Below are 18,440 nucleotides of genomic sequence, written 5' to 3' on the forward strand. Positions count from 1 at the left end.
GCGCGCGGCGCCCGCCGCGATGAGCAGCGCCAGCGCTGCGAAGATGGCTCGTGCGGTGGTGGTCATGGGTGGGCTCCGGGGGGCGCCGCGAGGCGTGCCAAACCCTATCACATCGCGCGCGCGGATGTGATGCGCAATACGCAGATCGATCTGCGCCGGCTGCGCGGCACGGAGGATGCCGGGGCCGGCGCTGCAATGGGTACGCGCCGCTGCGTCAGGGCAGGTTGCGGCCCGGCGGCAAGGCCACCGGCGACGAGACCGGCGCGGTGACGGGGCTGGCCGTGGCGCCCGGCGCGGGGGTGTCGGGCGGCGACAGCGGCGCCGGCTGTGCCGGCACGTTGCTGCCGCTTTCGCCCGGGGGCGGGTTCTGCGAGCTCGCGGCGGCGTCCAGCCGCGCGCGCTCGGCCTCGCTGATGTAGTCGAAGGTCTTGACCACCTTGACCACGCCGCCGGCATTGCGCGCCACGTCGGTGGCGCGGTCGCCCTCGGCCAGCGTGACCACGCCCATCAGGTAGACCACGCCCTTCTCGGTGACGACCTTGATCGAGTTGGACGGAATGCCCTCGGTGGTGATCAGCAGGGTCTTGACCTTGCTGGTGATGTAGGTGTCCTGGCTCTGCGTGGCGAACGACGGCGACGACACGATCTCCAGCTCGTCGATCACCTCGCGCGCATTGGGCAGGCCGCGCACGTATTGCTCCACCTGCTGCCTGACCTCGTTGTTCCTGGCCTCGCCGGTCAGCAGCACCTTGCGGTTGTAGACCGTGACGCTGACGCGCGCCTGGCCGTTGTAGCGCGAGTTCAGGGTGTTCTCGGCCTCGAGCTGCAGGCCGCGGTCGATGGCCTGGGTGCCGGTGGGCCGGCGGTCGGTGGCCAGGGTCACGCCGCCGGCCATCGCGCCGGCGAGCACCGGGAAGCAGCCGGCAAGCTGGGTGGCGGCCACGGTCAGCGCCGCCACCGTGGTGGCGGTGCGGGCCAGGCGGAAGAGACCTCCGAGGCGTCCGGAAAAGCGTCCGGCGGGACGGACGGTGCGGGATTCACGCGGGTTGGGCAGAGTCGTCATGCGGTCCTTGCTGGAAGCGGTGGGGCGGAAATGCGCCATGAAGCACGGTTGCGGAAAAGCGGCGGCGCCGGGCGGGCTCAGCCTTCGCCCAGCAGCGCCTCGTCGATGCCGTCGCACAGGCAATGCAGGGTCAGCAGGTGGACTTCCTGGATGCGCGCGGTGCGCTCGCTGGGCACGCACAGGCTGACGTCGAATTCGTCGAGCAGGCCGGCGACCTCGCCGCCGCCCTTGCCGGTCAGCGCCACCACGCACATGTCGCGCTGCTTGGCGGCGGCCACCGCGGCCACCACGTTGGCGGAGTTGCCGGAGGTGGAGATCGCCAGCAGCACGTCGCCGGGCTGGCCGAGCGCCTGCACCTGGCGGGAGAACACCACGCTGAAATCGTAATCGTTGCCGACCGCGCTCAGGATGGAGCTGTCGGTGGTCAGCGCGATCGCGGCCAGGCCGGGCCGCTCGCGCTCGAAGCGGCCGATCAGCTCGGCGGCGAAGTGCTGGGCGTCGGCCGCCGAGCCGCCGTTGCCGCAGGCGAGGATCTTGTTGCCGCTGGTGAGCGCGACCACCATGCGCTCGATCGCCGCGGCGATGTGGGGCGCCATCACCTGCGCGGCCTCGCGCTTGGTGTCGGCGCTGTCGAAGAAATGTTGCTGGATGCTGTCGATATGCATGGCTCGATCGGCCTTGTCTGAATCCCTGCCTGTGTTGCCGCGCGGCGCGCGCCGCGCGATACCGCGCATTATGACGCAGGCGCCCGTGCCCGCCCGCACCCGCCGGCGCGCTAGCCGCCGTCCGCGTCGAACGCGCCGCGGATCCATTCGAGCCGGCCCGGCTCCAGCGCCACCACGTCGAGCCGGCAGGCCTCCGCCGGCGCGCCGCCGGCCTGCCGCGCGGCGAGGAAGTGCGCCGCCGCCAGCAGGATGCGGCGCTGCTTGGCCGGCGTGACGCTGGCCGCGGCGCCGCCGAACGCGCGGCTGGCGCGCTCGCGCACTTCGACGAACACCAGCGTGCCATCGGCCTCGCGCATGACCAGGTCGATCTCGCCGCCTTTGCAGCGATAATTGCGAACCACGAGCGCCAGGCCCCGCCCTTGCAGGTAAGCCAGCGCGCGCGCCTCGGCCCGGGCTCCCCGCGCCTGCGTGGTGGATTTGAATGATGGATTCAACGGAAGTTCTCAAGCATGACTGACTGGATCTCCCTGGCGGCCGGCCAGTCCTACCCGTCCGGCACCCTGTACGTGGTGGCCACGCCGATCGGCAACCTGGCCGATCTCTCGCTGCGGGCCCTGCACGTGCTCGGCCTGGCCGACGCCATCGCCTGCGAGGACACCCGCAACACCGGCCAGCTGCTCACGCGCGTGGGCCTGCACCGGCCGCTGCTGGCCGTGCACGAGCACAACGAGCGCGAGGCGGCGCAGCGCATCAACGCGCGCCTGGCCGCCGGCGAGCGCATCGCCTACGTCTCGGACGCCGGCACGCCCGGCATCTCCGACCCCGGCGCGCGGCTGGTCGAGGCGGCGCGCGCGGCCGGCCACAAGGTGGTGCCGCTGCCGGGCCCGAGCGCGGCGGTGGCGGCGCTGTCGGTGGCCGGCGAGCTGCTGGACAGCGGCGGCGGGCGCTTCACCTTCGCCGGCTTCCTGCCGCCCAAGGCGCGCGCGCGCGCCGAGGCCATCGCCGCGCTGGCCACGCTCGACCACGCCTGGGTGGTCTACGAGGCGCCGCACCGCATCGCCGACACGCTGGCCGCGCTGGCCGCCGCGCTGCCGGCCGGACGGCGCCTGCTGGTCGGCCGCGAGCTGACCAAGCTGTTCGAGGAAATCCCGGTGATGCCGGTGGGCGACGCGCCGGCCTGGCTGGCCGCCGACCCGTCGCGCGCCAAGGGCGAGTTCGTGCTGGTGGTGGAAGGCGCGGCACCGGCCGCGCCGGACGCCGGCCTGCCCGACGCGCGCGCGCAGCAGGTGCTGGCGCTGCTGCTGGCCGAGCTGCCGGCCAAGCGCGCGGCCAAGCTGGCCGCCGCCATCACCGGCGCGCCGACCGACGCGCTGTACCGGCTGGCGCTGGCGCAGCGCGCCGGGGACGACGGCGAGGACAGGGAAGACTAGCGGCGGACCGCCGCGGGCGCCGGCCGGAGCAGGAATCGGGATACCGGCCACCGCGCGGGCGGCGAGGCTGACAGCGCGGGCGTGCCGGGTCCACATCACGCCGCCGGCGCCGTCAGCGCTGCTTGCGCCGCACGGCCGGCTTGCGCGCCTTGCGGGCCGCGCGCGGCGGCGGATCGGCGACGAGCGCGTCGGCAAGGTCGCCGCCACCGGCGTCGCCGCCATCGCCGCTGTCGTCGTCCGGCCCGGTGGTCTGCGGGCCCAGCGCGGCGACCTCGCTGCGCGACAGGCGGCGGATCTCGACCTGGGTCGAGCCGTGGCTGGTGAAGCCGAGGCGCCGGGCCGCGCCGTATGACACATCGAGCACGCGGTTGCTGTGGTACGGGCCGCGGTCGTTGATGCGCACCACCGCCACCTTGCCGTTGCGCAGGTTGCGCACCAGCACCCAGCTATCGAGCGGCAGCGACGGATGGGCGGCGGTCATGGCGCGCATGTCGAAGCGCTCGCCGTTGGCGGTGCGGCGGCCGTGAAAACCCTTGCCGTACCAGGAGGCCATGCCGCGCTGCTCGAACGAGCCGAGGTCGGGACGCAGGCCTTCGAACGAGCCCGGGCCGGTATCGGCCAGGCCTTCGTTGTTGCCCCAGCGGAACAGGCCCCAGCCGTTTGTGGCGTCCTTGCCGGCGTCCTTCGCGCCATCCTTGCCGGCCTCCTTCTGGACCGGCTCCTGCGCGCCCGGCTTCGCGCCGGCGGGCTTGACGGCCTTGGCCGGTTTGGCCGGTTTGGCCGGTTTGGGGGTGGTGGCGACCGGCGCGCTCTCCTGCTCGTCGCCCGCCGGAGGCAGGGCGCAGGCGGCAAGCGCCAGCGCGCATGTGGCGTGCACGCACAGACGGGCGATCCGCCCGGGGCGGGAAAGGTAGGGGGGGAACCGAAACATCGCGCGAGTCTAGCATCAGGCAGTTGGGCGTATGGTCTTGATTTTGTTACGAATTGTCTGTAACAAAGCTGAAAAACGGCGAAAACGCCGGCTACCGGCGCGTACCCGTGGCCGCGTGGCGCCGGCGCCAGCCCAGGCCTGGCAAGGCTTTGCGGTGTGACGCGGGCACGGCTTCGCGCGTGCCCGGCGCCGGCGCGCCGCGCATCCGGCCACGCGCCAGACGCTACAATGCACGGCACCGCGCGTGCCGGCGGCGAAGGCCGGCAACGGAAGTTGGCAACGAAGCCGGCAACGAATGAATGCCGGCCACCGGGGCACGCGCCCGCAGAACCCACATTCCACGTCCCTCCCCGCCCGCCCATGCAAGTCCTCCTGATTCCCGTGACGCCCTTCCAGCAGAACTGCGCGCTGCTGATCGACGAGACCACCGGCCGGGCCGCGGTGACGGATCCCGGCGGCGACCTCGAGCGCATCCACGCGGCGGTCAAGGAGCGCGGCGTGACGCTGGAGAAGATCTTCCTCACCCACGGCCACCTCGACCACTGCGCGGGCGCGGCGGCGCTGGCGCGCGAGCTGGGCATCCCGATCGAGGGGCCGCACGAGGACGAGCGCTTCTGGATCGACCAGTTGCCGGAGCAGACCACCCGCTTCGGCTTCGGCCATGCCGAGGCGTTCGAGCCGCAGCGCTGGCTCGATACCGGCGACACCGTGCAGTTCGGCAGCGAGACGCTGGAGGTCTACCACTGCCCGGGCCACACGCCGGGCCACGTGGTGTTCTTCTCGCGCGCGCACCGGCTGGCCATCGTCGGCGACGTGCTGTTCGCCGGCTCGATCGGCCGCACCGACTTCCCGCGCGGCAACCATGCCGACCTGATCCGCTCGATCCGCACGCACCTGTGGCCGCTGGGCGAGGACGTCACCTTCGTGCCGGGCCACGGCCCGGTCTCGACCTTCGGCGACGAGCGCAGGAACAATCCCTACGTGGCCGACCACCTGATCGACGTGGGCTGAGCGCCGCCACGCCCCGCTCCCCGCGCCCCGCCCCCCGTTCTCCCAGTCATGGCAAAGAAACAGGCACCCGACACCCGCCCCGAGATCTACGTGAGCACCGACGTGGAGGCCGACGGCCCGATCCCCGGGCCGCACTCCATGCTGTCGTTCGCCTCGGCGGCGATGCTGGCCGACAAGACCGTGCTCGGCACGTTCTCGGCCAACCTGGAGACGCTGCCGGGCGCGGCCGGCCACCCGGCGCAGATGCAGTGGTGGCTGACCCAGCCCGAGGCCTGGGCGGCCTCCCGCCGCGACCTGGAGCCGCCGGCGCAGGCCATGACGCGCTACGTGGAGTGGGTGGAAAGCCTGCCCGGCAAGCCGGTCTTCGTGGCTTTCCCGGCCGGCTTCGATTTCACCTGGATGTTCTGGTACATGATGCGCTTCGCCGGCCGCTCGCCGTTCGGCTGGGCCGCGCTCGACATCAAGACGCTGGGCTTCGCCATGACCGGCCTGCCCTACCGCAAGACGGTCAAGCCGGCGCTGCCGGACGCCTGGAAGGACCCGCTGCCGCATACCCACGTGGCGCTGGACGACGCGCTGGAGCAGGGCGCGCTGTTCTGCAACATGCTGGCCGAGTTGCGCGCGCGCGAGGCGACGGCGGCAACAGCGGCGGCGGCATCGACACCCGCGGAAGCGGCCCCGGGCGACACGGCGGCCTGAAGCGCCCGCCGGCGCGCGCCACATCGCCACATCGCCACATCGCCGCCGCGGGCCATGTCACGCGAAGCTCGCATCTTGCGCCGCGCGGCCTATAGTTAAGTCGTATATGGCCCGAACCCGCGAGTTCAGGGCTGCCGCGCCGCCAAGCCATATACGCATGCCGTCATGCACGCCATCGTGCACGCCCTCTCCGGCTTCCGGCATGCCCGGCCGGCGCGCGCCATGCCCAGGAGGTGTCGCCCATGCGTTTCCATCCCGACCTGCACCTCAGGCAGATGGCCGGCCGGCTGCACTGGCCGCACTGGCCGCACTGGCCGCATTCATCGCACTCGCCGCGCGCGCCGCATCCTCCGCGGGAAACGAGCGGAGCCCGCGAGGCAACCCGCGAGACATCCGCGCCGCGCGACACGCGCGGCGACGCCCACTGGCATTCCCTGCAGGAAGACGCCGAGGTCGCCAAGGCCACGCTCTACGTCAGCGCCGTGACGCTGGTGATCCTGCTGGTGGTGCTGGCGGCAATCGCTTTCGGTCAGGAGGCCATGCACTGGCTGGGTGTTCAATAGACGACCCGCCTGAAGCAGCCGCGTCTGTCTGACCGGGCCGGCCCCCGCCACGCGGGGGCCGGTTTTGTTTGGGGCCGCGCCAGGCTCAGGCCAGCAGCGGCGCCACGTTCTCGGGCGGGCGCGCGATCACGGCGCGGCGGTTGCGCACCACCACCGGACGCTGCAGCAGGATCGGATTGTCGGCCACCGCGCCCAGCACCTCGGCATCGGTCAGGCCGGGATCGTCGAGGCCCAGCTCCTTGTAGGGCGCCTCGTTGGCGCGCACCATCTCGCGCACCGGCACGCCCAGCATGGTGTGAAGCTGCTTGAGGGTGGACAGCGTGGGCGGCGTCTTCAGGTATTCCACGATGTCGACCGGCTCGCCCAGCCGCGCCGCGGCGGTCTCCACCAGCGCCAGCGCTTCGCGCGACTTCGAGCAGCGGGGATTGTGATAGATGGTGATCATGGCGGTCCTCCTCGTCCGGACGCGCCCGCGGGCGCGCAAATCCGCACTATACAAGCGCGCCGGCGCCGGCGCAGCCGCTTCTGGCCACTTCTGGCCGCCGCAGGCGGCTTCAGGCGGCGTCAGGCCGCGCCGTCCGGCGCCGGCGCGAGCGCGCGCAGGGCTGCCACGGTGGCGCGCAGGCCGGCGCGCAGCGGCTTGTCGTGGCGCAGCACCAGCGCCAGCGTTCGCGCCAGCGGCGGCGCCAGCGGCCGCACCGCGATGCGCGCGCGCGGCTGGCCCGGCGGCAGGGCCATGCCCGGCAGCACCGAATAGCCGAGCCCGGCGCCGACCAGCTCCTTGATGGCTTCCACGCTGTCGAGCTCCATCACCGGGCGCGCGCCGACGCCGGCGCGCAGGAACCACTCGTCCACCAGCCGGCGCGTGTTGCCGCCGGGCGAGAACAGCACCAGCGGCAGGCCGGCGAGGTCGGCCGGCGCCACCGTGGCCGGCAGCGGCGCACCGTCGGCCGGGCCGATGGCGACGAAGGCGTCCGGCAGCACCGGCGTGATGTCCAGCATGCGGCCCGCCGCCGGCAGCGTGACGAAGGCGAGGTCGAGCGCGTTGTCTTCCACCGCCTTGAGCGCTTCGCCGGTGTTGAGCGTGCTGACCACGATCTCCAGCGCCGGCATGGCGCGGCGCAGTTCGCGCAGCGCCGCCGGCAGCAGGTAGATGCAGGCGGTGGCGCCGGTGCCGAGCCGCACCCGCCCGACCGCGCCGCCGGCGTGGCGCGCCATGCTGTCGTCGGCCGCGGCCAGCGCGCCGGCCACGCCGCGCGCGTGGGCCAGCAGGTCTTCTCCCGCAGCGGTAGGTACGGCATGGCGGCCCACGCGCTCCAGCAGGCGCAGGCCGTAGCGCTGCTCGAGCTGGCGCACCTGGAGGCTGACCGCCGGCTGGCTCAGGCCGAGGCGCTGCGCCGCCGCCGAGAAGCTGCCGAGTTCGCAGACCAGCGCGAAGGCTTGCAGGAAGTCAGGATTGAGCTGGCGCATGGCAAAGAAATGCTTATGCCGGGCATAAGTTGGCGAAGCTTCCTTTATAGCATCGCGGCGAGGTAAGGTAGCGCCATCGTCGATATGACAACCTCAACGCCGCCCGGCCCCGCCGGGTTCCGACTCCGCCCCGCAGACCAGCCCGCACCATGAAGACCCCGCTCGCCACGCTCTCCGCCGCCTCCGCCACCCCGCTGGCCGTGGCCAACGCCACCGCCGCCGTGCAGGGCAGCGCCGGCCTCGCCGTGCGCGACGCCGGCGCCGCCGACATCCCCGCCATCCAGGCCATCTACGCGCACCACGTGCGCCACGGCCGCGCCTCGTTCGAGGAGGTGGAACCCGGCGTGGACGACATGCGCCTGCGCCACGCGGAGGTCAGGCGCCAGGGCCTGCCCTACCTGGTGGCCGAGCGCGGCGGCGAGGTGCTCGGCTACGCCTATGCCTCGGCCTACCGCACGCGCAGCGCCTACCGCTTCGCCATCGAGGATTCGGTCTATATCGACGACCGCCACCGCGGCCAGGGCCTCGGCCTGGCGCTGCTGGCGGCGCTGGTGTCGCGCTGCGAGAACGGCCCGTGGCGGCAGATGATCGCGGTGGTGGCGTGCACCGCCAGTGGCGAGGGCGCCGGCTCGCTGGCGCTGCACGAACGCGTGGGCTTTCGCACCATCGGCCGGCTGCAGTCGGTCGGCTTCAAGCACGGCCAGTGGATCGACACCGTGCTGATGCAGCGCGCGCTCGGCGACGGCGACGAGCGCCTGCCCGGCGCGCCGGCGGCGTGATGGCGGCGTGAACGCCGCTCAGCGGCCGCGCAGCGCCTGAACCACGCTTGGCTTGCCCGGAAACCAGTGCCCGAGCGCGCAGCCGAGCCCGACGGCCAGCATGCACGCGACCCGCGCCGGCCGCCGTCCTCAGGCGGCCGCGCGCGGCTGCGCCGGCGCCGGCGGCGAGAAGCGCAGGCTCACGGCGATGCGGTTCCATGCGTTGATGTTGGCGATGGCCGCGGTGAGATGGGCCAGCTCGGCGGGCGGGAACTGCGTACTCACCGCTGCGTAGACGGCGTCGGAGGCGCTGTCGTGGCCCAGCAGCGTCAGCGCCTCGGTCCACGCCAGCGCCGCCTGCTCGCGCTCGGTGTAGATGCCGGCGTCGCGCCAGGCGGCGAGCAGGTCCAGCTTGCGCGCGTCCACGCCGGCGGCGCGCGCGAGGTTGAGGTGGAACTGCAGGCAGAACGCGCAGCCGTTGATCTGCGAGGCGCGCAGCTTGAGCAGTTCGGTCAGCGGCTTTTCCAGTCCGGCGTCGTCGACGGCCTTGGTCAGCGCGCGCAGCGCGGCGGCCACGCCGGGCGCGATGCCGGTGAAATCGGTGAACTCCATGCGGGAATGGTTCGACATGCTGGCTTGCTCCTTTGCGGTCCGGTGGCCGGGATGGCGGTCGGCTATATCAGGGTTCGAACATAATATAAGAGCACTGATATAAAGAGCAAGCGGCAGACGCCGCGGAGACATCGCTCCGGGCTGGAACTATATGCTGGAGAATTTGATGCTGCAATTTTATTGATGCCGATCATTCGTCCGGGGAATGATCCGCGTCATGCAGCAGGGAAAGGAAACCCGGCGGGAATGCCCGGGTCCCGGGCCGGCGCCATGCGGGCCCCGGCGCGCCGGCCCGGAACGTGGGCAACCTTGCGGACCACTTCGCCGGCAGCGGGCGGCGCGCCGTGGCGCCACCCGCTGCGCGCCTGAAACGATTTCAGCCCAGCAGGTCCGACAGCGCCAGCGCCACCACCTTGGTGGCGCGGTTCAGGTCGTTCAGGCGCAGGTTCTCGTCCGAGTTGTGGCCGCGCGCTTCCATCAGCGTGCGCGGGCCGGCGCCGTACAGCACGGTCGGGATGCCGCGCGCGGTGTAGTGGCGCGCGTCGGTGTAGAGCGGCACGCCGTGCACGGGGATCTCCACGCCGAACACTTCCTCGGCGCGGCACTTGAGCGCGCCGATCAGCTTTTCCACGCCGGGCAGTTCCGACAGCGGCTCGGCCAGGATGATGCGCTCGACCTTGACCTCGATGCCCGGGCGCTCGGCCGCGGCCTTCTCCACCACGGCGCGGATCTCGCCCTCGGCGTCGAAGCCGATTTCCTCGGGGATCATGCGGCGGTCGACGCGGAACGTCACCAGGTCCGGCACCACGTTGGTGTTGATGCCGCCCTTGATCAGGCCGACGTTGAGCGTGGCGGTGTCGATGCCCGGCGTCTTCGACTTGCGCGTGGCCAGCTCGGCGCGCAGGCCGTAGATGGCCTGCAGGATGTGGGTGGCGGCCTCGATCGCGTCCACGCCGGTGTGCGGCATGGCGGCGTGGCCCTGCTTGCCCTTGACCGTGACTTCCACGTGCAGGCAGCCGTTGTGGGCCGAGGTGATGCCGTAGGAGAAGCCCGCCGAGATGGCGTAGTCGGGCTTGCTCAGGCCCTGGTCGAGCAGGAACTTCGGGCCGATGTCGCCGCCGGTTTCCTCGTCGTAGGTGAACTGCAGCTCGACCGTGCCGTTGAGCTGCGCGCCCTGCTGCTCGGCCGCCATCAGCGCCAGCAGGGCGTAGGTGTAGGTGGCGAAGTCGGACTTGGACACCGCCACGCCGCGGCCGTACATGACCGGGCCGTGCTCGCTGTCGCCGGTCTCGGCGCCGTAGGGGTCCCGGGTCCAGCCCAGGCCCGGCGGCACCACGTCGCCGTGCGCGTTCAGGGCGACGGTGGGGCCGCCGCTGCCGAAGCTCTTGCGCACCACCAGGTTGGTGGCGCTGATCATGCCGGCGGCCTTGACCAGCGCGTCGGGCACCTTGTGCGCCTCGACCTGGAAGCCCAGTCCCTTGAGCAGCGCCGCGGCGCGCCGGCTGTGCGCGTCGCAGTCGCCGGGCGGGTTGTCGGACGGCACCTTGACCAGTTCGGCCAGGAAGGCTTCCTGCGCGGGGCGCTGCGCGTCGATGTAGCTGGTCAGGGTGGTCTGCAGCGGGTTCACGTTGTCTCGTGCGGTCATGTCTGGTCTCTGATCTTTGCGTGTCTGGGAAATGCGGGGGAATGCGGCGTGCCTTATCGCTGCGGCGCGAAGTGCTCGACGAAATCGCTGAACACCGCCGCCGCGCTGGCCGCGTCGGCGGCGGTCATGGTTTCGGTGGGATGGTGGCTGATGCCGCCGTTGCCGCAGCGCACGAACAGCATCGCCACGTCGGCGATGGCGGAGATCGCCATCGCGTCGTGGCCGGCGCCGGACGGCAGGTGGCGCACCGGCAGGCCCTGGCGCGCGATGGCGTCGGCCCACTGCGCCTGCAGCCACGGCGCGCACGGCACGCTCGCGGCCTCGTGCGTCTTGCGGATCTGCGCGCGCACGTTGCGGCGCGCGCACACGCGCTCGATCTCGGCCAGCACGTCGTCCACCGCGGCCCGTCGCACCGCGTCCTCGCCGGCACGGATGTCGATCGAGAACACCGCGCGGCCCGGCACCACGTTGGTGGCGCCGTTGGGCACGTCGAACTGGCCCACCGTGCCGACCAGCCCGGGCAGGCCGCCGCAGCGGCGCTCGATGAACAGGCCGATCTCGGCGCCGGCCATCGCCGCGTCGCGGCGCATGTCCATCGGTACCGTGCCGGCGTGGCCGGCGAGGCCTTCCAGCTCGACGATGAAACGGGTGGCGCCCGAGATCGCCGTCACCACGCCCAGCGGCAGCCCTTCGTTGAGCAGCACCGGACCCTGCTCGATATGCACTTCCACGAAGGCCAGCACCTGCGCGCGCGGATGCGCGGCGGCGGGCAGGCCGGCCGGGTCGAAGCCGGCCTCGCGCATCGCCTCGCGCATGGTCTTGCCGGCCTCGTCCACGTTGTCGAGCACGTTGGTGTCGAAGGTGCCGGCGATGGCGCGGCTGCCCAGCAGCGTGGCCTTGAAGCGCACGCCCTCTTCCTCGGCGAAGCCCACCACCTCGATGGCGAACGGGAAGCGCCTGCCCTGCCGGTGCCACCCGGCCACGCAGGCGATCGGCAGGATCACGCCGAGGTTGCCGTCGTAGCGGCCGGCGTCGCGCACGGTGTCGAAGTGCGAGCCGGTGAGCAGCGCCGGCGCGCCGGGCGTGGCGCCCTCGTAGCGGCCGATCACGTTGCCGGCGGCGTCGCGCCGCACCGTCATGCCGGCCTCGCGCATCCACGCGGCCAGTTGCGCCGCGGCGCCGTGGTGGGCGCCGGTCAGGTAGGTGCGGGTGAGCAGACCGGGCTGCTCGGTGTGGACGGCGAGGTCGTCGGCCCAGGCCATGATGCGCGCGCCGGTCTCGGCGCTGCCGGGGGCGGGCGTGAGGGTTGCTGCCATGCGTGTCTCCTGCTGGAAGTGCGCGAATGCGGTGTGGCGCCGCCACATGCAAGCCCCGCGCCAGCGCCGCCGGGGGGCTGGCCGGGCCGGTCCCGACGGCGCCGCGGCTCTCGCGGCGAGAGCGCTATTCTGTGCGATGCATGGTAGCACAGTGAATTCAAAAATTGCATACAAAAATGATATGCACTATATTGACTGGCACGTTCCGACAATGCGCCGCCGACAATCCCGTCCGGACAACGCATTGCGCGGGTTCCGCTCCAACAGGAGGGCCTCCCGCGCACGCCGCCGCCCGCACCCGGCGCGGCGCACGGCACGCCAGGCCGGCGTCGCGCGCCGGCATTCCTGCTGCTTTCGACAGGTCGCGCCAGCCTTCGCATGGACGCGCCGCATGGAGACAACGATGCACCCAGCAGTCCAGCCAGGGCAGGCTTCCGGCCGCCCGCAGTCCGCTCCGCAATCCCCGCTCGCGCGCTTCGCGCGCTCGCTGTTCGGCCAGGTCCTGATCGCCCTGCTGCTGGGCACGCTGCTCGGCCTGTTCTTCCCCGAGTTCGCCGCGCAGCTCAAGCCGCTCGGCGACGCCTTCATCAAGCTGATCAAGATGCTGATCGGCCCGATCGTGTTCTGCGTGGTGGTGGCCGGCATCTGCGGCGCGGGCGAACTGAAGAAAGTGGGCCGCGTCGGCATCAAGGCGGTGTTCTATTTCGAGGTGGTCACCACCATCGCGCTGGCGCTGGGCATCGCGCTGGCCTACCTGTTCCATCCCGGCACCGGCATGAACGTCAACCCGGCCTCGCTCGACGCCTCGGCGATGGCGGCCTACGTCGACAGCGCCGGCAAGATCAAGAGCGCGGGCACGGCGGACTTCCTGCTCAAGCTGATCCCCAACACGGTGATGGGCGCGTTCGCCAGCGGCGACGTGCTGCAGGTGCTGCTGGTGTCGATCCTGTTCGGCTGCGCGCTGTCGCTGGTGGGCGAGCGCGGCCGCCCGCTGGTGGGCATCATCGACACGTTCTCGCACACGCTGTTCAAGATGATGGGCTTCATCATCAAGCTCGCGCCGCTGGGCGTGCTCGGCGCGGTGGCGTTCACGGTGGGCAAGTACGGCATCGGCTCGCTCAAGCAGCTCGGCTACCTGGTGGTGGTGTTCTACGGCGCGGTGGCGCTGTTCGTGCTGGTGGTGCTGGGCACGGTGATGCGCCTGTGCGGCTTCTCGGTGCTCAAGCTGATCCGCTACCTGCGCGCCGAGCTGGTGGTGGTGCTGGGCACCGCGTCGTCCGACAGCGTGCTGCCGCAGGTGATGAAGAAGCTCGAATTCCTGGGCATCAAGAAGTCGGTGGTGGGGCTGGTGATCCCGACCGGCTACTCGTTCAACCTCGACGCGTTCTCGATCTACCTGACGCTGGCCGCGGTGTTCATCGCCCAGGCCACCAACACGCCGCTGGCGCTGGGCGACCTGCTCGGCATCCTGGCGGTGGCGCTGGTCACGTCCAAGGGCGCGCATGGCATTCCCGGCTCGGCCATCGTGATCCTGGCGGCCACGCTGTCGGCGCATCCGGCGATTCCCGCCATCGGCCTGGTGCTGGTGCTGTCGGTGGACTGGTTCATCGGCATCGCGCGCGCGGTCGGCAACCTGATCGGCAACTGCGTGGCGACCGTGGTGGTGGCCGCCTGGGAGAAGGACATCGACCGCGTGCGCGCGCACGACGTGCTCGACGGCCGCATCGACGCGGCCGAGCTCGACGCCGGCCTCGCTCCGGCCCCGCACGAAGCAGACCAGGCCACTCCCGGGACGGCCCCGCTGCCCGGCGCGGCCGCGGGGCGCTAGAATCTCGGCATTCCTGATCACGAGAGGCCGCCCCGGCGCGCCACCATGCCCGAGCACATCGACCCTGCCATGACCTCCGAAGCGATCGCCGACGACATCGTCGCGGCCATCGTTTCGCACCGGCTGCCGCCCGGCACCAAGCTGCGCGAGGAGGCGCTGGCCAGCGTCTACCGCGTCAGCCGCACCAAGGTGCGCGCCGCGCTGCTGATGCTGTCCAAGGACAAGGTCATCCAGATCGTGCCGGACAAGGGCGCCTTCGTGGCCAAGCCCAGCGCGGAGGAAGCGCGCGAGGTCTTCGCGGTGCGCCGCATCCTGGAGGCGGCGCTGGCGCGCGAATTCGTGGCGCGCGCGGGCGCGGCCGACTACAAGCGCATCGACCGCCATCTGGCCGCCGAGAAAAAGGCGCTGGCCGGCAGCGACGCGCAGCTGCGCACGCGCCTGCTGGGCGACTTCCACATCCTGCTGGCCGAGGTGGTCGGCAACGGCGTGCTGACCGGCATGCTGCAGGAGCTGTCGATGCGCAGCGCCGTGATCACCATGCTCTACCAGTCGCGCCGCGATGCCGCCTGCTCGTCCGACGAGCACCGCGAGTTCATCGAGGCCGCGCGCGCCGGCGACGCCGAGCGCGCGGTGACGCTGATGGTGGCGCATCTGAACCACGTCGAGGCGGCCCTGCATTTCGAGGAGCTGCCCGCCGCGCGCGGCAAGGACCTGGTCACGGCGCTGCTGGCCTGAGCGGCGCGCCGGCCTTTTGACCGAGGTCAATGCGCGCGGGGCCGGACTGCCCCAATATTCAAACCGTCATGAAGCTGCGGGGGCGCGCTTCATGACACTGGGCGGTCCCCCTGTGGACCCCCGCCCGCACGCCGGCCTGGGTGCGGGCTTTTTCGTTTACGCGGCCGGTTTTGCGCGGCGCGTCCCGCTCCGCTCCCTGTCCCGCTCCCTGCCCTGCTCTCCATTCTTTCCCCAGGTTTACCCCTGCCCGCTTGTTGCGCGCCATGCGCACCCCTGTTGCCTGAGATGCGCGTGATCGAATCGCGGCATCGGAGTAGCATGTCGGAGGCCCGGACCAGGCGCCGGCCGGCCCCGCCCGGCACCACAGAAAAAAGCAGAAGACAGGAGACAGACATGACCCGTTCAGCCTCGCCCGCCGCGCACCGCCGCGGCTGAAGCGGCGGCCCGCCCATCCGGCGCCGGGCCTCACCCGATTTCCACCAGTCCGACCCGCGACGGCGGCCGCAAGCCCGGCGCCGCCCCGGCCGGCGCGCGGCATCCGTCCGCCGCGCCCGGCAGGCCGGCCCGACCCGTTTCTCTTCGTTCCAACCGACAAGGATGCCAGCATGACCTCTCCCGTGCTCTACCACGCCGCCGAAGGCGTCGCCACCATCACCCTGAACCGCCCCGACGTGCTCAACGCGCTCAACGCCGAACTGTTGGCCGAGCTGCGCGCCGCGGTGGAGCGCGCCGCGCAGGACGACGCCGTGCGCGCGCTGGTGCTCACCGGCAACGGCCGCGGCTTCTGCGCCGGCGCCGACCTGGCCGGGCGCCAGGGCGAGATGAAGGATTCCGGCACGCTGCTGCGCGAGCGCTACCACCCGATCATCCTGGCGCTGCGCAGCATGCCCAAGCCCGTCGTCACCTCGGTCAACGGCGTGGCCGCCGGCGCCGGCATGAGCCTGGCGCTGGCCGGCGACGTGGTGCTGGCCGGCCGCTCGGCCTCGTTCCTGCAGGCGTTCTCCAAGATCGGCCTGGTGCCCGACGCCGGCAGCACCTACTTCCTGCCGCGCTACGCCGGCGAGATGCGCGCCCGCGCGCTGGCCATCCTGGCCGAGAAGATCGACGCCGAGGAAGCGCACCGCATCGGCCTGGTGTGGAAGGTCCACGCGGACGACGCGCTGGCCGCCGAAACCGCCAGGCTCGCCGCACACCTCGCGCAGATGCCCACGTTCGCCTACGGCCTCATCAAGGAAGCGCTCAACGCCAGCTTCGACAGCAACCTGCCCGACCAGCTCGAGCGCGAAGCCTCGCTGCAGACGCGCGCCTCGGGCAGCCAGGACTTCAAGGAGGGCGTGGCGGCGTTCCTGGAAAAGCGCAAGCCGCAGTTCAAGGGGCGTTGAGCCGCCGCGCGGACACCCGCGTGGACGATGATGCGCCGGTGGTTTGCCCCCCCTCCCGCGAGCGGGAAAGGGGAGCAAGCAGGCGGCGGAGAGGGCAAGTGCCGACGCTTGCCCGCGCGCGACGGTACGCACAGACCACACACCAGACACCAGACACGGAAGCCCACAACGATGACCGACCCCGCACACGGCGCGCAGCGCATCGTCCTCACCATCGACCGCGGCGTGGCCGAGGTCCGGCTCAACCGCCCCGACAAGATGAACGCGCTCGACCCCGCCATGTTCGACGCGCTGATCGAGACCGGCCAGCGCCTCATGAACGAGCCGGACCTGCGCGCGGTGGTGCTGTCCGGCGAAGGCCGCGCGTTCTGCGCGGGGCTCGACATGCAGAGCATGGCCGGCATTGCCGATGGCGCCAGCGGCGGCATCGGCGCGGGCCGGCTGGCCGCGCGCACGCACGGCATCTCCAACCGGCCGCAGTACGCCTGCATGGTGTGGCGCGAGCTGCCGGTGCCGGTGATCGCCGCGGTGCACGGCGTGGCCTTCGGCGGCGGGCTGCAGGTGGCGCTCGGCGCCGACCTGCGCTACGTCGGCGCGGACACGCGCATGTCGGTGATGGAGATCAAGTGGGGACTGGTGCCGGACATGGCCGGCATGCTGCTGATGCGCGGCCTGGTGCGCCCGGACCGGCTGCGCGAGCTGGTCTACAGCGGCCGCATCGTCGGCGCCGAGGAAGCCTGCGCGCTCGGCCTGGCCACCGCGCTGGTGGACGACCCGCGCGCCGCCGCGCTGGCCGCCGCGCGCGAGATCGCCGGCCGCAGCCCCGACGCCATCCGCGCGGCCAAGCGGCTGCTGCGCGCCGGCGAGGACGGCGGGGGCCACGACGGCGCCGCCATCCTGCGGGCGGAATCGGTCGAGCAGGACCGCCTGATCGGCACCGCCAACCAGCGCGAGGCGGTGCTCGCCAACCTGGAAAAACGCGCGCCGGTGTTCAAGCCGGCCGCCTAGCGCTCACGCGCGCCGGCCGCGCCGCCGGCGCCACAGCACCGCGTAGACCGCCGCGTTGAGCACCAGCACCAGCGCGCCCAGCACGAACTGCGCGTGGCGCGTGAGGCCGTCCGGATAGATCAGCGGCATGACGTAGTGCTGCACGAAATCGCCGCCGTAGGCCTGCTGCCCGGCGCGCTCGCGCAGCGCATTCTCCAGCGGCGTGAGCGGGCAGATCCAGCCGCTCCACTCCACCGCCACGCCCCACGCCGCCGCCGGCAGGTGCAGCCACGCCAGCCGCGGCCAGCGCAGCACCAGCACGCCGCCGAACGTCACGAACAGGATGAAGGCCAGGTGCGCCAGCACCACCGCGCCGGCCAGCCACGCCGCCATCATGGCGCGTGCCGTCCGGTCCAGTAGCCCGGCGCCGCGAAGGCGGCCTTGAGGTGCTCGATGAAGAAACGGATCTTGGCCGGCACCGGGCGCTGCTGCGGGTACACCGCGAGGATGTCGTAGTCCGGCAGCGCGTAGTCGTCCAGCACCGTGATCAGCTCGCCGCTCTCCAGCTGCGGCAGAATCTCCCAGGTGGAGCGCCAGCCCAGCCCCAGGCCCTCGCCGGTCCAGCGGTGCAGCAGCTCGCCGTCGTTGCAGTCCAGGTTGCCGTTCACGCGCACCGTCACCGTCCTGCCGTCCTGCCGGAAATACCAGCCGCGCTGCTGGCCGCCCTGCAGGTTGAACGCCAGGCAGTTGTGCTGCGCGAGGTCGTCCAGCGTGTGCGGCACGCCGTGGCGCGCGAAGTAGGCCGGCGTGCCGCACACCACGCGCTTGTTGGTAGCCAGCCTGATGGCGACGAAGTTCGGGTCGATGGCGCCGCCGATGCGGATGCCCACGTCATACCCCTCGCGCACCAGATCCACCACGCGGTCGGTCAGGTTGAAGGAAATCTGCACCTCCGGGTTGGCCGCCAGGAACGCCGGCGCATGCGGCGCCACGTGCTTGCGCCCGAACGCCGCCGGCGCCGACACGATCAGGTGGCCGGTGGCCTTGTGCTTGCCCTCGGCGATCAGCATCTCGGCGCGGTCCAGGTCCGCCAGCGCCTTCTTGCACTGCTCCATGAACGCCGCGCCCTGCTCCGTCACCACGATGCGGCGCGTCGAGCGGTGCAGCAGCTTCACGCCGATGCGCGCCTCCAGCGCATTGATGCGCCGCCCGATCATCACCGGCGTCACGCCCTGCGTGAGCGCCGCCGCGGCCATGCTGCCGTGTTCCACCACGGCGATGAACGCCTCGATCTGTTTGAGTTTGTCCATGCTCGTCCGTCTCCTGCCCGCCATTGTGGCGCATT

General features: G+C 71.9%; 20 protein-coding genes. 9 read left to right on the plus strand and 11 right to left on the minus strand.

Annotated elements, in window-relative coordinates:
* Positions 1-214 precede the first annotated feature (214 nt).
* The 3 genes from KF708C_RS04320 to KF708C_RS04330 all read right to left on the minus strand — a co-directional run bounded on the left by KF708C_RS04320 (position 215) and on the right by KF708C_RS04330 (position 2,222).
* Complete coding sequence (locus tag KF708C_RS04320; RefSeq protein WP_231586382.1) at positions 215-1,063, minus strand: BON domain-containing protein; 849 nt, start codon at positions 1,061-1,063, stop codon at positions 215-217.
* Between the two features lie 77 nt (positions 1,064-1,140).
* A complete protein-coding gene (locus KF708C_RS04325) occupies positions 1,141-1,728 on the minus strand; it encodes a phosphoheptose isomerase (protein ID WP_020200356.1) in 588 nt (195 codons plus the stop codon).
* Positions 1,729-1,838: 110 nt separating this feature from the next.
* Positions 1,839-2,222: a YraN family protein gene (locus tag KF708C_RS04330; protein ID WP_029043042.1), complete on the minus strand. Its 384-nt coding sequence runs from the start codon at positions 2,220-2,222 to the stop codon at positions 1,839-1,841.
* A gap of 15 nt (positions 2,223-2,237) precedes the next feature.
* On the opposite strand from KF708C_RS04330, the gene rsmI reads away from it, so the two are divergent.
* Positions 2,238-3,158: a 16S rRNA (cytidine(1402)-2'-O)-methyltransferase gene (gene rsmI / locus KF708C_RS04335; RefSeq protein ID WP_059410859.1), complete on the plus strand. Its 921-nt coding sequence runs from the start codon at positions 2,238-2,240 to the stop codon at positions 3,156-3,158.
* A gap of 112 nt (positions 3,159-3,270) precedes the next feature.
* Here rsmI and KF708C_RS04340 read toward each other — a convergent pair whose 3' ends face one another.
* Entirely contained in the window at positions 3,271-4,089 is an 819-nt protein-coding gene (locus tag KF708C_RS04340) for a septal ring lytic transglycosylase RlpA family protein (protein ID WP_059410860.1), read from the minus strand.
* A 360-nt stretch (positions 4,090-4,449) separates the two neighbouring features.
* On the opposite strand from KF708C_RS04340, the gene KF708C_RS04345 reads away from it, so the two are divergent.
* The 3 genes from KF708C_RS04345 to KF708C_RS04355 all read left to right on the plus strand — a co-directional run bounded on the left by KF708C_RS04345 (position 4,450) and on the right by KF708C_RS04355 (position 6,362).
* Positions 4,450-5,100 (plus strand): MBL fold metallo-hydrolase, encoded by a 651-nt coding sequence (locus KF708C_RS04345; RefSeq protein ID WP_059410861.1) that lies wholly within the window; start codon positions 4,450-4,452, stop codon positions 5,098-5,100.
* A gap of 48 nt (positions 5,101-5,148) precedes the next feature.
* Positions 5,149-5,799, plus strand: coding sequence for a hypothetical protein (locus KF708C_RS04350; RefSeq protein WP_059410862.1), 651 nt, complete (start codon positions 5,149-5,151; stop codon positions 5,797-5,799).
* 242 nt (positions 5,800-6,041) lie between these two features.
* Complete coding sequence (locus tag KF708C_RS04355; protein ID WP_059410863.1) at positions 6,042-6,362, plus strand: hypothetical protein; 321 nt, start codon at positions 6,042-6,044, stop codon at positions 6,360-6,362.
* Between the two features lie 85 nt (positions 6,363-6,447).
* On the opposite strand, the gene arsC is transcribed toward KF708C_RS04355, so the two are convergent.
* Together arsC and KF708C_RS04365 are read right to left on the minus strand one after the other, a co-directional pair.
* The gene (gene arsC / locus KF708C_RS04360) at positions 6,448-6,807 is read right to left on the minus strand and encodes an arsenate reductase (glutaredoxin) (RefSeq protein WP_020200363.1); all 360 of its coding nucleotides are present in this window, start codon (positions 6,805-6,807) and stop codon (positions 6,448-6,450) included.
* A 119-nt stretch (positions 6,808-6,926) separates the two neighbouring features.
* Entirely contained in the window at positions 6,927-7,832 is a 906-nt protein-coding gene (locus KF708C_RS04365; protein ID WP_059410864.1) for a LysR family transcriptional regulator, read from the minus strand.
* Between the two features lie 149 nt (positions 7,833-7,981).
* Between KF708C_RS04365 and KF708C_RS04370 the strand changes: the two genes are divergently transcribed.
* Entirely contained in the window at positions 7,982-8,611 is a 630-nt protein-coding gene (locus KF708C_RS04370) for a GNAT family N-acetyltransferase (protein ID WP_020200365.1), read from the plus strand.
* 129 nt (positions 8,612-8,740) lie between these two features.
* Here the strand turns inward: KF708C_RS04370 and KF708C_RS04375 are convergent, their stop codons facing one another.
* From KF708C_RS04375 to KF708C_RS04385, 3 genes are all read right to left on the minus strand, one after another.
* A complete protein-coding gene (locus KF708C_RS04375; RefSeq protein WP_020200366.1) occupies positions 8,741-9,202 on the minus strand; it encodes a carboxymuconolactone decarboxylase family protein in 462 nt (153 codons plus the stop codon).
* A gap of 376 nt (positions 9,203-9,578) precedes the next feature.
* Complete coding sequence (locus KF708C_RS04380; protein WP_059410865.1) at positions 9,579-10,847, minus strand: M20/M25/M40 family metallo-hydrolase; 1,269 nt, start codon at positions 10,845-10,847, stop codon at positions 9,579-9,581.
* A 53-nt stretch (positions 10,848-10,900) separates the two neighbouring features.
* On the minus strand, positions 10,901-12,163 hold the full coding sequence (locus KF708C_RS04385; protein WP_059410866.1) for an allantoate amidohydrolase: 1,263 nt from the start codon (positions 12,161-12,163) through the stop codon (positions 10,901-10,903).
* A 403-nt stretch (positions 12,164-12,566) separates the two neighbouring features.
* On the opposite strand from KF708C_RS04385, the gene KF708C_RS04390 reads away from it, so the two are divergent.
* The 4 genes from KF708C_RS04390 to KF708C_RS04405 all read left to right on the plus strand — a co-directional run bounded on the left by KF708C_RS04390 (position 12,567) and on the right by KF708C_RS04405 (position 17,116).
* A complete protein-coding gene (locus tag KF708C_RS04390; RefSeq protein ID WP_020200369.1) occupies positions 12,567-13,991 on the plus strand; it encodes a C4-dicarboxylate transporter DctA in 1,425 nt (474 codons plus the stop codon).
* Positions 13,992-14,036: 45 nt separating this feature from the next.
* Positions 14,037-14,726 carry a GntR family transcriptional regulator gene (locus KF708C_RS04395; protein WP_020200370.1) on the plus strand — a complete coding sequence of 230 codons (690 nt, stop codon included), beginning with the start codon at positions 14,037-14,039 and terminating at the stop codon, positions 14,724-14,726.
* Positions 14,727-15,331: 605 nt separating this feature from the next.
* Positions 15,332-16,108 carry an enoyl-CoA hydratase-related protein gene (locus KF708C_RS04400; protein WP_059410867.1) on the plus strand — a complete coding sequence of 259 codons (777 nt, stop codon included), beginning with the start codon at positions 15,332-15,334 and terminating at the stop codon, positions 16,106-16,108.
* Positions 16,109-16,279: 171 nt separating this feature from the next.
* Entirely contained in the window at positions 16,280-17,116 is an 837-nt protein-coding gene (locus KF708C_RS04405) for a crotonase/enoyl-CoA hydratase family protein (protein WP_059410868.1), read from the plus strand.
* A 3-nt stretch (positions 17,117-17,119) separates the two neighbouring features.
* Here KF708C_RS04405 and KF708C_RS04410 read toward each other — a convergent pair whose 3' ends face one another.
* Complete coding sequence (locus KF708C_RS04410; protein WP_059410869.1) at positions 17,120-17,491, minus strand: DUF2784 domain-containing protein; 372 nt, start codon at positions 17,489-17,491, stop codon at positions 17,120-17,122.
* Positions 17,488-18,405 carry a LysR family transcriptional regulator gene (locus KF708C_RS04415; RefSeq protein WP_059410870.1) on the minus strand — a complete coding sequence of 306 codons (918 nt, stop codon included), beginning with the start codon at positions 18,403-18,405 and terminating at the stop codon, positions 17,488-17,490. The genes KF708C_RS04410 and KF708C_RS04415 overlap by 4 nt, the downstream gene beginning before the upstream one ends.
* Between the last annotated feature and the right edge of the window lie 35 nt (positions 18,406-18,440).

Origin of the sequence: Cupriavidus basilensis, assembly GCF_000876015.1 — a bacterium.
GTDB classification, from domain to species: Bacteria; Pseudomonadota; Gammaproteobacteria; order Burkholderiales; family Burkholderiaceae; genus Cupriavidus; species Cupriavidus basilensis_B.